The sequence below is a fragment of the Sorangium sp. So ce295 genome (assembly GCF_051527405.1).
GTDB lineage: Bacteria > Myxococcota_A > Polyangia > Polyangiales > Polyangiaceae > Sorangium > Sorangium cellulosum_B.
In genome coordinates, this window is record NZ_CP150324.1 from 1,286,336 (window position 1) to 1,301,300 (window position 14,965).

Annotated in this window: 11 protein-coding genes; 6 read left to right on the forward strand and 5 right to left on the reverse strand. The window is 68.6% G+C overall.

The annotated features are described in order from the left end of the window. Nucleotides 1-233: 233 nt before the first annotated feature. Nucleotides 234-1,100, reverse strand: coding sequence for an MBL fold metallo-hydrolase (locus tag WMF11_RS04805; RefSeq protein ID WP_437976588.1), 867 nt, complete (start codon nt 1,098-1,100; stop codon nt 234-236). A 348-nt stretch (nt 1,101-1,448) separates the two neighbouring features. On the opposite strand from WMF11_RS04805, the gene WMF11_RS04810 reads away from it, so the two are divergent. The 3 genes from WMF11_RS04810 to WMF11_RS04820 all read left to right on the forward strand — a co-directional run bounded on the left by WMF11_RS04810 (nt 1,449) and on the right by WMF11_RS04820 (nt 5,611). Next, on the forward strand, nt 1,449-1,994 hold the full coding sequence (locus WMF11_RS04810) for a YdcF family protein (protein ID WP_437549727.1): 546 nt from the start codon (nt 1,449-1,451) through the stop codon (nt 1,992-1,994). Between the two features lie 2 nt (nt 1,995-1,996). Next, complete coding sequence (locus WMF11_RS04815) at nt 1,997-4,357, forward strand: peptidylprolyl isomerase (protein WP_437979276.1); 2,361 nt, start codon at nt 1,997-1,999, stop codon at nt 4,355-4,357. A 129-nt stretch (nt 4,358-4,486) separates the two neighbouring features. Then, nucleotides 4,487-5,611 (forward strand): glycosyltransferase family 2 protein, encoded by a 1,125-nt coding sequence (locus WMF11_RS04820; protein ID WP_437549729.1) that lies wholly within the window; start codon nt 4,487-4,489, stop codon nt 5,609-5,611. A 17-nt stretch (nt 5,612-5,628) separates the two neighbouring features. Here WMF11_RS04820 and WMF11_RS04825 read toward each other — a convergent pair whose 3' ends face one another. The 3 genes from WMF11_RS04825 to WMF11_RS04835 form a co-directional block, all read right to left on the reverse strand. Beyond that, a complete protein-coding gene (locus WMF11_RS04825) occupies nt 5,629-6,390 on the reverse strand; it encodes a YdcF family protein (RefSeq protein WP_437976589.1) in 762 nt (253 codons plus the stop codon). 168 nt (nt 6,391-6,558) lie between these two features. Next, nucleotides 6,559-7,632 (reverse strand): MYXO-CTERM sorting domain-containing protein, encoded by a 1,074-nt coding sequence (locus WMF11_RS04830; protein ID WP_437976590.1) that lies wholly within the window; start codon nt 7,630-7,632, stop codon nt 6,559-6,561. Nucleotides 7,633-8,509: 877 nt separating this feature from the next. Continuing rightward, complete coding sequence (locus WMF11_RS04835; protein ID WP_437976591.1) at nt 8,510-9,985, reverse strand: PQQ-dependent sugar dehydrogenase; 1,476 nt, start codon at nt 9,983-9,985, stop codon at nt 8,510-8,512. Nucleotides 9,986-10,089: 104 nt separating this feature from the next. Between WMF11_RS04835 and WMF11_RS04840 the strand changes: the two genes are divergently transcribed. The 3 genes from WMF11_RS04840 to WMF11_RS04850 are packed head-to-tail and all read left to right on the forward strand — an operon-like array spanning nt 10,090 to nt 13,154. After that, on the forward strand, nt 10,090-10,860 hold the full coding sequence (locus WMF11_RS04840; RefSeq protein ID WP_437976592.1) for an EboA domain-containing protein: 771 nt from the start codon (nt 10,090-10,092) through the stop codon (nt 10,858-10,860). A gap of 23 nt (nt 10,861-10,883) precedes the next feature. Next, nucleotides 10,884-11,768 carry a TatD family hydrolase gene (locus WMF11_RS04845; RefSeq protein ID WP_437976593.1) on the forward strand — a complete coding sequence of 295 codons (885 nt, stop codon included), beginning with the start codon at nt 10,884-10,886 and terminating at the stop codon, nt 11,766-11,768. 12 nt (nt 11,769-11,780) lie between these two features. Next, on the forward strand, nt 11,781-13,154 hold the full coding sequence (locus WMF11_RS04850) for an alkaline phosphatase family protein (protein ID WP_437976594.1): 1,374 nt from the start codon (nt 11,781-11,783) through the stop codon (nt 13,152-13,154). A 76-nt stretch (nt 13,155-13,230) separates the two neighbouring features. On the opposite strand, the gene WMF11_RS04855 is transcribed toward WMF11_RS04850, so the two are convergent. Next, entirely contained in the window at nt 13,231-14,928 is a 1,698-nt protein-coding gene (locus WMF11_RS04855) for a hypothetical protein (RefSeq protein ID WP_437976595.1), read from the reverse strand. Nucleotides 14,929-14,965 lie beyond the last annotated feature (37 nt).

Consider the following 14,965-nt stretch of genomic DNA (forward strand, 5'->3'; position numbering starts at 1 on the left):
TTCGGATACGGGCCCACCTCGACGTTTTCGGTGCTCAGCGCACTGGAGTGCGCCTCCGCGCCGAAAACGCCGATCTGGGCCCGTCTCCTGTGCGGGAGAGCCACGCGCCGACGCTGCGGTGAGGGAGCGGCTGGCGCGGGAGAACGCCGCGGTGGTGCTGCTGGGGATGTCGCGCGTCGTCGGTGGCGACGCGCGGCGATTTGGGCGCGCTGCGAGCCTGGCGAGGCGGCGCGCTAGATCTCGATGACCGTGCCTTCGCGCGCGGCGATGGTGTTCGGGAAGAGCTCGCGGGCGCGCATCTCCTTCTCGCGCACCATCGCGTCGGTCTGGTTGGGATCGTGGTGGTGCAGGACGAGCTGCTTGGCGCCCGCCGCCTTCGCGAGCTCGCAGCCCGCGACGAACGTGGCGTGACCCCAGCCCGTCTTCGGGCCGCCGCCGACCTCGCCCGCGTACTCTTCGGGCGTGTACATGGCGTCGAAGATCAGCACGTCGGCGCCCATCGCGAGCTTCTTCAGCTTCGGATCCACGATCGCGTAGTGCTCGGAGTCGGTGATGTACACGACGACCTTGCCCTCGTGCTCGACGCGGTACGCGTACACGCCGTTCGGGTGGTTGCCGCGCGCGTTGGTCACGCGCACATCGTCGTTCGGGCCGATCGTGACCACCTCGCCCTCGTAGAGGTCGCGGAAGGTCATCGCCGCGCCCATCTCCGTGAGGTGCACCGGGAAGCTCGGGTAGTCCATCTGCCCGGCCAGCGTCTCCTCGAGCGTCCGGGAGACGTTGAGGCCACCGTAGAGATGGATCTTGTTCCCGCGCACGAACGCGGGCGTGAAGAACGGGAAGCCCTGGATGTGATCCCAGTGCACATGACTGAAGAACATCCAGGCTTCGAAGGGCATCTCCTTGACCAGCTCCTGGCCGAGGAGACGGAGCCCCGTCCCGCCATCGAGGATGACCAGCGTTTCGCCGGCACGAATCTCATAGCAGCTCGTGTTGCCGCCTACTTCGACCGTGCCTGCACCGGGCGTGGGGATGCTTCCGCGAACCCCCCACATCTTGATCCGCATCCTGCCTCGCTCGCTGAACCCCGCCCGTTTCAAGGTAGAGCTATTAGATTCCGAGCGCGGGCAGCGTCAAGCCGCCTGGTGCACCGGGAGCAAGGAAGGTCGCAGACGTGGAGACCTGGCCGGGGGAGCAGGGCCAAGGCGCCAATGTAGTCAGGGGATAGGTTGCGGGCCCAGCGGCCGGCGCGGCCTGCCGCTGGGGGGCGGGAGCGCGCGGCGGCGGGGGCGCGGGCGGCGGGGCGGGGGCGCAGGTGGCGGCCCCAGGTCGGCCTGCGTGCGGCGCAGGCATCGGAGCGGCACGGCCCGCGGGCGGCGGCGGGAGGGCAGGACGATCGCGCGCAGCGGGCACGCGAAGGCCGCGGCCGATGGGCTATGGTCGGTCGCATGCCGCTCCACGCGGACGCCATCGTCGTCCTCGGCTGCAGGGTGTTTCCCTCCGGGCGCCCGGCGGCCCCCGGCGCGCGCCGCGCGGCGCGCGCCGCGGAGGCCTACCGCGACGGGGTCGCGCCGTGGGTGATCGCCAGCGGCGGGCGCCGCTGGGGAGCGCAGGTCGAGGCGCGCGTGCTCGCCGCCGAGCTGCGGCGCGCCGGCGTGCCGGCGCACGCGATCCTGCAGGATCTCTGGTCGCTGACGACGCACGAGAACGCGATCTTCAGCGCGGCCCTCCTGCGCCGCGTGGGCGCGCGGCGCGCGGCGATCGTCACCTGCTCCTGGCACATGGCCAGGGCTCTCCAGAACTTCCACGACGTCGGGATCGACGCTTGCGGGCTGCCGGCGTCGCGCGTGGGCGAGCCGGTGGTTGCGCGCGCATGGCAGCGCGGTCACGAGGTGGTCTCGATGTGGCTCGACGCGCGCGCGATGCGCCGCCAGCGGATCCTCAGCGAGAGCGCCGCCTGGCTGCTCGACACCGCTCGTCAGGGTGAACCGTGATCATGCCGAGAAGGCGCTCCTCTCCGCTCCTCGTCTTCACGCTGCTCTTCTCCCTGTCCGCCTGCACCGGGCAGCCGGCGCCGGGCCCTGCGCCCGACGCCGGGAGCTCCGCGGCGGCGCCGGCCGCCAGCGCCGGGGCGGCGGGGAGGCTCGACGCCCTCCTCGCGGCCGAGCAGCGCCGCGCCGCCCTGGAGGTGAGCCCCGCGGACCAGCAGAGCCGCGACGTCGGCGTGCGGCGCGCCGCCGCGCGGGCCCTCGCGCGCATCGGCGGAGACGCGGCGTGGCCTGGGCTCGCGCGGGCGCTCGCCGACGAGGACGACGAGGTGGTCGCGTGGGCCGCCTACGGCCTCGGGTTCTCGTGCAAGGAGCGCGAGACCGAGGCGGTCTCGGCGCTCGTCGCGCGCGCCCTCGCCCGCGACGCCCGCCCGAGCCCCGCGGGCGCGGCGACCGCCGCTGCGTCCGCTGCGTCCGCGGCGGCGCCGAGCGGCGGCGCCGCTGCGGGTGCGCCGCCGCTCGACGCGGGCGGCGCGCTCGCCCGCGCCATCGGGCGGTGCGGCGCGGAGGCGTCGGAGCCGACGCTGGTCGCGTGGCTCGACGGCCCGCGCGAGCGCGCGATCCACGCGGCGTATGCGCTCGGCGATCTCGCCGCGATCAAGCTCAAGCTGCGCGAGGAGACGCTCGTCGCGCTGCTCAACCTCGCCTCGGGGAGCGCGGCGAGCCCGCCAGTCCCCGAGGCGCTCTACCCGATCGGGCGCCTCGAGCACGTCCCGCTCACGGTCATCCCCCGCATCCGCGACGTCGCGACCGCGCGGCTCGCGGAGGCCTCCGACGCGCGGCTCTTCGCGGTGCGCGCGCTCGGCCGGGCAGGGGAGGCGGCCGCCTCCGAGCTCGCGCGCGTCCTCTCCGCGAAGGGGGTGTTCACCGCGAGCGAGCGCGCCGAGGCCGCGCGCGCCCTCAAGCGGCTCGGCCCGCCCGGCCAGCGCGCCCTCGCCGACGCGGTCGCCGCGCTCGCCCCGAGCGCGGACCCGATCGCGCTCACGGGCCTCGTGAGCGAGGACTTCGGCGTGCTGCTCACCGCGCTCGACGCGCTCGGATCTACGGGCGCCGCGCGCAAGGCGCTCCGCGATCTCGCCGCCCTGCCGCCGCCGCCGAGCGCGCCCGCGGCGATCCTCCGCCGTGTCGCGTGGCTCCGCTGCGGCGCGGCCCGGCTCCTCGCGGGCGGGGACTACCGCGAGCCGCTGCTGCTCGGCTGTGACGTCACGGCGCCGGCGGAGCCCGGGAGCAAGCCGGACGCAGGCGCGCCGGTGCGCGGCCCGATCGGCGCTCGGGCGGTCGTCGAGGTGATCGGCCGCGACGCCATCATCGGCGCGCGGCTCGCCGCGTTCCGCGCGTACGCCGCGTCGGGCGATCTGCGCGCGCGGGAGGCCGCGATCGAGCTCATCGCCGCGCACGAGGAGATCGCCGGCGCACCCGACCTGCTCGCGAAGGCGCTCGCCGCGGAGGAGCCGGGCCTCGTCGCCGCCGCGGCGGAGGTCATCGCGCGGCAGCCCCAGCGCGCGTCGGAGGCGCCGGGGAAGCGGAAGCGCAGGAAGCGGAGCGACGAGAAGGACGCTTCCGCAGCGGTCACATCGCCGGCGATCGAGGCCGCGCTGCTCGCGATCCTCGACCGCCCAGGCGCGCGCGACGATCCGGAGCTGATCGGCGCGGTCGTCGACGCGGTGGGGGCGCTGGCGTTCAAGCCGGCGGAGGCTCGCCTGGAGCAGCTCTGCCGGTCGAGCTATCCCACGACGCGGGCGCGCGCCGGGACGGCGCTCGGCGTGCTCAGGGGCCGCAAGGTCGCGTGCGACGCCGGTCTGCCGGGGGACGCGGGCGCGGCGGGGCGGCCGGCCGTCGCGCCGCCGGTCGGCGAGGTGCCGGCCGAGGCCTCCGCGCTCGTGCGCGCGCCGGCGGTGCTGATCTTCGACACGGACGCCGGCGAGCTCACGATGACGCTCGACCCTGCGCTCGCGCCGGTCGCGGTGACCCGCTTCGTCGATCTCGCGCGATCCGGCTATTACGACGGCAAGATCGTCCATCGCGTGGTGCCCGGCTTCGTCACCCAGTTCGGCGCGCCGTTCGGCGACGGCGCCGGAGGTCCGCCCGGCCGGCCGGCGCTGCGCTGCGAGACGTCGCCGGTCGCGTTCGAGCCGCTCCGGGTCGGCGTCGCGCTCGCCGGTCGCGACACCGGATCGAGCCAGCTCTTCGTGATGCACGCGCGCGCGCCGCACCTCGACGGCCAGTACGCGGCCGTCGGCGTCGCCGCCGGGCCGTGGGCTGCGCTCGCGGATGGGGACATCATCCGGAGCGTGAAGGTGCGGAACTGATCGCGGGCGGCGCGGCGTGCGCGTGCCGTGCGCGTGCCGTGCAACGCGCGCAACGTGAACGGCCGTGTCGCGGCGTGGCCCATCCATGTCGGTTGACAAGCGCCCCCGACCGGCGCTCTACAGTTTAGCGTGGTCATTGCCTCCTTTCTGGCCGTCGCGGTGCTCGTGTACACCTACTTCGGGTACCCGATCGTTATCGGCATCCTGGCGCGCCTCTGGCCTGCGCAGCGGAAGGAAGATCCGGACTACGTCCCCACGGTGACGGCGTGCATTCCCGTCTTCAACGCGGTGTCGTATCTCCCGGCGAAGGTCGAGAGCCTGCTCGCGCTCGACTATCCGAAGGACAAGCTGGAGGTCCTGCTCTTCTCGGACGGCTCGACGGACGACACCGTGCTCGTGGCGCGACAGCTGGCCGAGCGCGATCCTCGGGTGAAGGTGATCGTCAGCGAGGCGCGTCGTGGCAAGCCGATCGGCGTGAACACGATGCTCGGGGTCGCGACGGGCGAGGTGCTGTTGATGACGGACATCCGCCAGCCGCTCGTGCCCGGGGCGTTGCGCGCGCTCGTGCGGCTCCTGGCCGATCCGAACGCGGGCTGTGTCTCTGGCAATCTGGTGCTGAAGGGATCGGCGGGGTCGGGGGCTTACTGGCGTTACGAGAACTGGATTCGCCTCCAGGAAGGGCGGTTCAGGAGCATGGTGGGCGTGACCGGTCCCATCTATGCGATCCGCCGCGCCGACATGAGCCATCTCCCGGAGGGCGTCATCCTCGACGACATGTGGGTGCCGATGCGGCTCCGCCTCGAGGGGCGTTCGATCCTGTTTGCTCCCGACGCGATCGCGTACGACGACGCCTTCGGCGACGAGCGCGAGTTCGGCCGCAAGGTGCGCACGCTGGCCGGCAATTATCAGCTCTTTTCGCTGCTCCCGGCGCTCCTCGTCCCGTTCAGGAACCCGTCCTGGTTCGAGATCTTCTCGCACAAGCTGCTCCGCCTCGTGTGCCCCTGGGCGCTCGTCGCGCTGCTGATCACGTCGACGGTCGCGTGGATGGGCGCCGAGATGAGCGGCGACGCCTCGTGGACGCTCTACGCGGCGCGCGCGCTGTTCGGCGGGCAGGTGGCCTTCTACCTGCTCGCGGTGCTCGGGGGCGCTGCGGGCAAGCTCGGCGCGCTCGCGCGGACGTTCGTGGTCCTGAACGCGGCGGCGGTGGTCGGCCTCTGGCGCTACCTCCGAGGCTCGCAGAAGGTCACCTGGTAGCGCGGGGCGCGCCGGGGCTACGGCTCCAGGAGACCCACGAGCTCGTGAACGGCGCGCTGCGACCGCCTGAGGGAGAGCGACTCCGGCAGCAGCCGCTCTAGCCCCTCGGGCGGCAGCGACTGGAACCTGACCGGCGCGGGGAGGACGTCGAGCCCTGCGCGCTCGAACATGCGGAGGGAGCGCGGCATGTGGAGCGCGCTGGTCACGACCACGACGGCGTCGGCCGACAGGCCGCGGGCGATCCGCGTGGAGTGGAGGGCGTTTTCTCGGGTATCGCGCGACTCGGTCTCCAGGATGATCTTCTTCCTGGGAACGCCGAGCTCCACGAGGAGATCGGCCATCGCGCTGGCGAGCTGGGTGGGCGCGCCTCGGACGTCCTTCCCCGAGACGATGACGTGGCCGAAGCCGTACTCGCGGTAGACCCGCACGGCGGCGAGGCCGCGCTCGAGGCCTGCCGCCGACTGCCGTTCCATGGCTGGCTCGCCGAACTCGTCGGCGTCGATGCCGGCGGTGAGGATGACGAGGACCCGCCGCTCGGGTGAGCTTCCGGCGAGCTCCGCGTGAAGGTCCCTCGGCACCGTGCTGATCCGGCGCGCGAGCGCGCTGGAGAGCCAGGGCGTGGAGAGGAGCCACAGCGCGAGCCAGGCGCTCCACGCGAGCGCCCGCCCGATCTTCGCCCCGCGTGTTCGGAAGCTCCAGTCGCCGCCGGAGAGCGCGAGGCCGACGCCCGCGGCGACGAGGAGCACGAGCAGGGGATCGACGAGGCGGGAGATGGGCAAGGCGAGGCTCGCCGTGAGGCGCTGGGTGGGCTCACTCTATGAAGGCGCCGGGGGGGCGATGCGAGCGAAAAAGGGGCCGTCTCCAGGTGAAACGGCGGGACGGAGCCGATCGGGGATCGTCCGCCCCGCAGCGACGCGCGCTTGCGGCGGTTCGTTGTGGAGCGAGGCTCACTGCCGCCGGTGTGTGCGCCGGCGCCTGGCTGCGGCGGCGAGGGCGAGCCCCGCGAGGCCCGCGGGGAGCCACCCGTCGGGGGCGTTGCCGGGCATCCGGCAGCCGCACCCGCCGTCGTCGCTGGAGCCGCTGATGCTGCCGCCGGTGCCGTTGCCGCCGGTGCCGTTGCCGCCGGCGCCGCTGCCGCCGGCGCCGGCGCCGTTGCTGCTGCTGGCGTTGACGGGCGGCTCTCCCAGATCGAGCGGCGCTTCCGCGTCATCGGCCGCGACGAGGATGGGCGGCGCCTCGCCGGTCTCCTCGTAGATGGCCCGGAGGTCGTCTCCTGTGCTGTCCGTGCGGTTCTCGGACTGCAGGAACTCGATGTACTCCTTCGTCATCGACTGGTAGTACACGCGCGCCGAGAGCGTCTGCCTGCCGAAGGCGTTGGCCGGGACGGTGAGCGTGAAGCGCGCCTCGTCGTAGTTGCGGTATCCGCCGTTCCCATCGGTGAAGTCGATCTCCTGCGTCGGCTGGGTGGTCCGCGACGGGACGAAGCCCTTCGGCGGGATGCGCGTATCGGAGATGATCATGTCGTGGAGCGCGAGGTGCTCCTCCTTCTCGCCCACGCTCGCCTCGCTGTCCCATCGCCCGTGCACGGCGCGGTACTCGTGGGTGGGCGGCTCGTGCTGGATCTCGCCCGTGTCTGCGTCGTAGCCGCCGAGCAGCGGTCGTTCGACGCCGTTCTCGTCGACGAGGAACACGGCGATCCAGGCCCGCCGGCTCTCCGCATAGCCTGTCGGAAACTTGTGACCGGTGAGGTTCTCGACCCGGACGGTGACGGCGATCTCCTCTCCTGGCGCGGCCTCCTGCGGGGCGTCGACGAGCGTGACCGAGGCGGCCGAGGCGAGGCTCTTGAGCGTACCGTCGAGCGCGAGCTGGAAGGAGTCGGCGTACTCCGCGGCGCGCGCCGGGTCGGCCGCCATGACGGCCTGGATGCCCCAGTGGTTGCCGCCGACGAGGAGGTGGGTGCGCGGATCGGTTCGAAGCGGTCCGCGCTCGCCGACACGCAACTCGCCGAGCCTCCGCTGCATATGACAATCGGCGCAACTTTGAGCGCTCGAACCGCCATTGCGGAAGTCACTGGAGGCCCACTCTTCGTAGGTTGTGTCGAGCGGAAACTCGATGGTGGTGGGGGTTCCGCTCGCGTCCCTCAGCATGACCTCCGGATTGGTGACTTGATGACATTGGCCGCAAAATTCCGATTCGCCCAGCGCGGGCGCTGCATCTCCAACGTGAGATTCAGACTCGACGTCCGGATATGGGCCATAGACCAGGGGCGTAGCTGTGAACCCGGCAGCCGCGGGCGTGTGGTCAAACACGAGCTGAGCGTTGCCGATGATGTACGGTGACGTGGTTTCAGGGTCTGACGTCGTCATCGCGCGATGACAAACGCTGCAGCTGATGCCCTGACCATCGACGATCTTCCCATCGACCGACGCCTCGGGGTCGAACCCAGAGCCATCCGGGGGCGTCGCTCTCCCGTTCAGGAACCCAATGGGAGAGTGGCAACGCAGGCAGAATGTCCCGACCCCCGGCGCGTCCTGGTTGGCAATCGCGAGAGCAGCTTTGAATACGGGATCGCGCCATGCGTTGGCCATCATGGTGCCCGCCCACGTGTCGGTGGGCATGTAATCCCGGTGATCCTCGATCTCTGCTCGATGGCAACCGGAGCAGCGCTCGGCGGTGCCCAAGTTGTTCGATCGTGGCATGTCGTCTGCCGTCGTGCCCTTGAGGTCATCGATCCCGGCCGCCGCATCGTGACTCAGCAGCCCGAGCGCCAGCACCCAACCCACCGCCAGTCTCCGCGTCTTCTGCATAGCTCGAACCCAGATCTGGTAAGCTGCTCTCTTCGGAAATCAGGGACCAACGGTGAACACCCCCGCTGGTCCCTGCGGACTGCGGGCCAAGCTATTCCGGATCGATCCGGAAGATGCTGCCTCCGCCGTAGGATACGATGTACAGCTCGCCCGCCGCATCCTCGCCGAACGAGGCCAGGCCCTCGATGGTGTTCTCAGAACCGAGGTCTTGGCTGAGCGAGCTCCTGGGCGTGGCGACGCCGTCCTTCCAGGTGAGCATCCAGACGCGGTCCGTTTCAAAGTCGCCGAACAGGTACTTCCCACGAAGCGCGGGGATCCTGCTCCCACGATAGACATAGCCGCCTGTCACCGAGCCATCGCCGCTGTCGTGGTCGTAGGCGAAGACGGGCGGCGTGATCGTCGGCGAGTCGCAGCTGGTCGCCTGGTCCTCCTGAAGGCATGTGCCTCCCTCGGTGACGCTCCATCCATAGTTCTTGTGGCCCTGGCCGCGCGGCTCGATGTTGATTTCCTCGAAGAGGCGCCCACCGACATCTCCGATGTAGAGATCACCCCTGCAGCGGTCGAAGCTGAAGCGCCAGGGGTTGCGCAGGCCGTAGTCCCACACGTACGGGTCTCCACCGGGGACGTTACCCGCCGGCGCTGTCGGGTGATTGTTGACGTCTACACGAAGTATCTTGGCGTACTTCACCTCGATGTTTTGCCCATTGTTGTCCGGATCGGGGTCGGAGGTGCTCCCGCCGCCGTCGCCGACGCCTACATAAAGATTTCCATCGGGGCCGAACGCGAGCATCCCGCCGTTGTGGTTGCCGACCAGCACCGGGAACGAGAACAGCGTGTTTCGCTGCTGCTCCTCCTGCCCAGCCTGCGGCACCGCCTGGTCCGGATTGGACTCTGAGCGCTTGAACTCTCGGAGGGCGATCGTTCGCGATCTCGTATTGTAGTAAACGAAGAACCTTCCATTGCTCGCGTACTGCGGGTGAAATGCGAGCCCAAGGAGACCTCGCTCTTCCTTCAAGTCGTTAGATTGATAGACATCCGCGGTGATGTCCAGGAACGCAGCGCTCTGCAGTTCACCGCCCTTGATGAGACGGATTGTTCCACCCTTCCCCACGACGTAGAGCCGACTGGCATCTTCCGGCTCGCTTGTTACGTACAAGGGCCGATCCAGGCCGCTTGCTACCTCCGTGAGCCGGAGCGGCGGTACGGTCCCGCCCGGCTCGTCGCACTCGATCGTCCCGCTCCCGCCGGCGCCGGATCCGGCACTGGTTGCAGGGCCGGCGCCCTCTCCGGTGCTAGCGGTCGTGCCCGGGCCGCTGGTGTTGGCGCTGCTGCCGGTGCTGGTCCCGTTGCTGGTGCTGGTGTTCGAGCCGGTTCCGCTGCTCGTGGGGGAGCCGGTCGAGGTGCCGCCGCCGGAGCCCGGTCCACCGGCACCGGTTCCTCCCCCGCCTCCTCCGCCTGTGCCTGCGCTGTTGTCGCTGCCGCCGCAGCCATTCAGGATGAAGCCGAGCCCGAAAAGGGCGGCTGCGATGGGCATAAAGGACAAAAGGAAACGCTTCTGGTCCATCATGCAGTAGGACACTATCCGAACAGCGCGCCCCTTGGTATAACTTTCCACCGCTCGGCCACGTCGGCATCTTGCGGCAGGCGCCCGGACCGGCGGGCATGACTACAATGCAAGACGCTTCCCTACTGCTGTTTGAAATTCTATCGCGCCGGATTCCGCCGTCGGCGCGCTCCTGGCTGGAGCGCGTCGAACGGGTGACCGGGACCGGTGCGGGTCTCGTCGGCAGGCCCGACGCGCGCGAGAGCGAGTCGTCGACGTGGTTCGATCTCGACCGCTTCCTCGCGACGTTCACTGCGGCGGTACGCGTGCTCGGTAGGGCGCAGCTCGGGCTTCACCCCGACGAGCGGGATGCCCTCGAGGCTGCCGGGGTGGCTGCCGGTGTTGCCGGGGTGGTTGATGGCCGGGCGCTGGATGAGCTCGGCCGGGTAACGATGCTGGCGCAGGTTTCGAGGCGCCTGCCCGCACCGGAGCTCGAATCGCTGCTCCGTGTTTGTTATGAGCAGGGAGATGGTCGGGAGCGGCAGGCGCTCTTGCGGGCACTGCCGTTCTTGACCGAGGGAGAGCGCTTCGTTCCGCTCGCGGTCGAGGCGTGCCGAACGAACGAGCTGCCCATCTTCGAAGCGATTGCTTGCGATAATCCCTACCCAGCCGCCTATTTTCCCGATCTCAACTTCAACCAGTTGGTCCTCAAGGCCATGTTCATGGGCGTGGCGCTCGCCCGGATCATCGGGCTCGACCGACGGCGATCGGGCGAGCTCGCCAGGATGGCGGAGGACTTCGCGAGCGAACGGAGGGCAGCTGGCCGGAGCGTCCCGGCCGACATAGGCTTGCTCTCTCTGGACCATGAGCGTGAGCGCGCGACGCGGATCCCCGAGTGAAGCGGCGCGCTGCGGAGGGACCCTTGAAGCTGTTCGATCCCCATATCCACATGACATCGCGGACGACGGACGACTACCAGGCGATGGCCGCGGCCGGCATCGTGGCCGTCCTCGAGCCGGCGTTCTGGCTCGGTCAACCGAGGACCCATGTCGGCACATTCGAGGACTACTTCACGTCCCTGCTCGGCTGGGAGCGTTTCCGGGCCAGTCAGTTCGGCATTCGTCACCTTTGCACGCTGGGGCTCAACCCGAAGGAAGCCAACAACCCCCGCGTGGCGCAAGGCGTCATCGATCTCTTGCCGCGCTATCTCGACAAGGAAGGCGTCGTCGCGGTCGGGGAGATCGGGTTCGATGACATGACACCGGAGGAAGAGAAGTATTTCGCCCAGCAGGTCGAGCTCGCCCGCGAGCACGATCTTCCGATTCTGGTGCACACGCCGCACCGTGACAAAAAGCGGGGCACGGTGCGGACGCTCGCCCTGGTGCGGGAGCTCCGGTTCCCTGAAGAGCGTGTTCTCGTCGATCATAACAATGAGGAGACGCTGCCGCTCGTGCTCGCGACCGGCTGCTGGGCCGGCCACTCCATCTACCCCAACACCAAGATGGACGAGGACAGGATGGTCGCGCTGGTCAAGACATTCGGTGCCGAACGGATCCTTATCAACAGCGCGGCGGACTGGGGCGTGAGCGATCCGCTCAAGGTCCCGAAGACGGCGGCGCGGATGCGCGAGAACGGGATCTCGGACGAGGCGATCGAGCGGATCGTCTGGAAGAACCCCCTCTCCTTCTTCTCCCAGAGCGGCCGGCTCGATCTCGCGGAGTTCGGCGAAGCGCAGGCGGTGGATCAGCGCGCCCTGTTTGAAGGGAACTCGGTGCTGCGCGGGCAGGCCCCCGTCGTGAAAAGCTGATCGAGCGCACGTATGCACCGCACTGTCGTTTTAAATGTCGTCGGGCTCACCGGAGAGCTCCTAGGCGACGCCACGCCGAACCTGAAGCGGCTCGCAGGGGAAGGGGCGATGCGCCCTCTCGAGACCGTGCTGCCGGCGGTCACGTGCACGGTCCAGTCGACCTTCACGACAGGCCTTCTCCCGAGCGGGCACGGCTGCGTCGCGAACGGCTGGTACTATCGTGACATCGCCGAGGTGAACCTGTGGCGCCAGGCGAACCAGCTCGTGACGGGTGAGAAGATCTGGGAGGCCGCGCGCCGTCGTGATCCGGCCTTCACCTGCGCCAAGCTCTTCTGGTGGTACAACATGTACAGCTCGGCAGATTACGCGGTGACGCCGAGGCCAATTTACTGGGCGGATGGGCTCAAGCTGCCGGATATCTACACGGAGCCGGCGACCCTGCGCGACGAGCTCGTACTCCGGTTGGGCGAGTTCCCGCTCTTCAACTTCTGGGGGCCGAACGCGGACATCCGATCCACCGAGTGGATCGCGCGATGCGCGCGCCACGTGTATGACACGCGCCGTCCGACGTTGACGTTGGTCTATCTCCCGCATCTCGACTATAACCTGCAGCGGCTCGGCTCGGGTGATCCGGCCATCGAGAAGGATCTCAGAGCCGTCGACGCTGTGTGCGGGGAGCTGATCGATCATGTGCGCAAGGATGGGGCGCGGGTGATCGTCCTCTCCGAGTACGGCATCATGCCTGTCACCGGCGCCGTGCATATCAACCGGGAGTTACGTGTACAGGGGTTGCTCCGAGTGCGGGTCGAACGTGGCCTGGAGAAGCTCGACGCAGGGGGCTCCGAGGCGTTCGCCGTGGCGGACCACCAAGTTGCGCACGTCTACGTGCGGCGCGCGGAGCGTATCAGCGAGGTGAAGGGTCTGCTCGAGAGGCTGCAGGGGGTGGACTTCGTCCTTGACAGGGAGGGCAAGCACGCCGCGGGGTTGGAGCACTCGAGATCAGGTGAGCTCGTCGCCGTCGCTAGGAGGGATCGGTGGTTCACTTATTACTACTGGATGGACGACAGCAAGGCCCCTGAGTATGCGAGGACGGTCGATATCCACCGCAAGCCAGGCTACGATCCCGTGGAGCTCTTCGTCGACTCCAACCTGCGTGTCCCGCGGGTGCGCGTCGCGCGGAGGCTGCTCCAGAAGAAGCTAGGGTTTCGTTACCTGATGGATGTCATCCCGCTGGACGCTGCTCTCGTCAAAGGCTCACATGGTCGTTTAAACGAGCACGCCGGAGAAGGGCCGCTCGTCGCGTCGACCGAAGCGTCGCTGCTGACTGGCACGAGCGTCCGCGCAGTGGACATCAAAGAGATTGTCTTGCGCCACATCTTCGATTGACCGCTCTCCCACGAGGCCTATACCGGGCGCTCGGCTGGCGGCGAGATCCTCGCGGTAGGTTCTTGCACGATGACGTTCACTTGCCGAGCTTCGCGATGAAGAGAGAGTGGTCTCCTATCGGCTGTGGTGCGGCTCCGAAATCGATGTTAGCGCCTTGGCCCGCGCTATCTATTCCTCGCCCAGAGATGACGCTCTCTCCCTTGGGATCCGTCGCTGCGGCCCTTGCCTCCCCCACGCCTAACGGCTGAACGGGGAACCATTTTCGCCACACCGTCCTCCCCTCGGGGGCCAGCTTGATCGTCATCGGGGAAGGAAACTCGGAGACATAGATTATCTCGTTTTCATCGATTGTTACGTCGTGCGTGACGGTGGCGAGTATGAGCAGCTCATTGGCGGCATCCGTGCTGATGCTCGACGTCTTGATCCCACCGAGGAAACCTCGGCTCCATCTATGGTTTCCTGCGATATTGAACTGCGCTGCGAATGCCATTTGGCTCCACTCCGGCAAGTCCCCTCCGCCGAAGTTGGTGGGATGTTCGTAGGCCCCTGTTGCAGAGATGTTGCCGAGCGTGTCAATGGCGAGCGCGGTCGGCTCAGCGTTGGCGAAGCCGCGCACCCAGGTAGGCTTCCCCGTCCTGTCGAGATGGGTCAGGAACATCCCCTTGGCGGTTGTTGGCGAGAGATTGCCGAACTCGATCCTCTGGGCGTAATTCCCAGTGATGACGATGCTGTTATTCGAATGGACGGCGACGCCCGCCAGGGTGTCGTGCCCCTGGCTCGTGAACCGTTGGACCCATCCGCCGTCCGTCGTGTTGGATGAGCCGGTATCTCCGTCCAGCCTCGCAACGTAGATATCATACGCGTCCGCCGGAAGAGTGGTAAACTCGGTTTTGTCGAACTGGAGGGTTCCAGCGAAATGGCCCGCGAGGATCACGTCGCCATCCGGGGTGCACGCGACCTTTGGAGCGCCCGCAAGGAAGCCTGAGTCGCCTACCGGAGAGCCTTCGATGCCGCTGATCCATGCATGTGTGCCGGAGCTGTCGAATTTTGCGACGAATACTCCCGGGCCTATGTCGTCCTTGCCGAGGTTGATTGTGCCGCTGTTGACCCCTGCGACGATGACGTTCCCAGCGCCATCGACGCACGCAGACGTCGCCTCCTGGTTCGTCGGGTCGCTGAACTGGTGGCTCCAGCGATGTTTTCCTGCGCTGTCGAGCGAGACGATGAACGCGTCAAGAGCAGAGGGGTCGTTTTGCGCTGCGCCGACGAGCGGCTCGGCTCCGAACTGTATCGTTTCTGTGAACGATCCAGCTATGGTTATGTTGCCTTGGTTGTCGATGGCTATCGAGTTGATGCGCGATTTGTTGTTCGGTGCTTCGGTCGTCCGGACCCAGAGTCCGCAATCAAACCCGTCGCAGTTCTCGTCTTCGCTGGAGGCGCAGCTCTCCTGCTGCGGCACCACCTCGCCCTGGCAGGCGCTCCATGTTTCACCGCCGCTGTCGCACGTCCGTGTACCGGAGCGGCATAAACCCACCTTCTCTGTTCCAGGTAGGCCGCTGTAGCATTGCTCCGTCTTGTCAGGAGGGCAGGTGTCCGCGCCGCCGGTCCCGCCGGTCCCGCCGGATCCCTGGCCGCCTGGCGCAGGCGCGTCGTCGAAATCGTCGAGTCCGAGGAGGAGCCCGCACCCGGACCCGGCGAGGACGAGCGCGAGGAGGCCGCCTTGCAACATTCCAGCGCGAGGTAATGTCATGTCTTCGTCTCTCCAGGGGTTCAACCTACTGTCTCTCGTGTGGCGCGATGCAGCGAGGCAT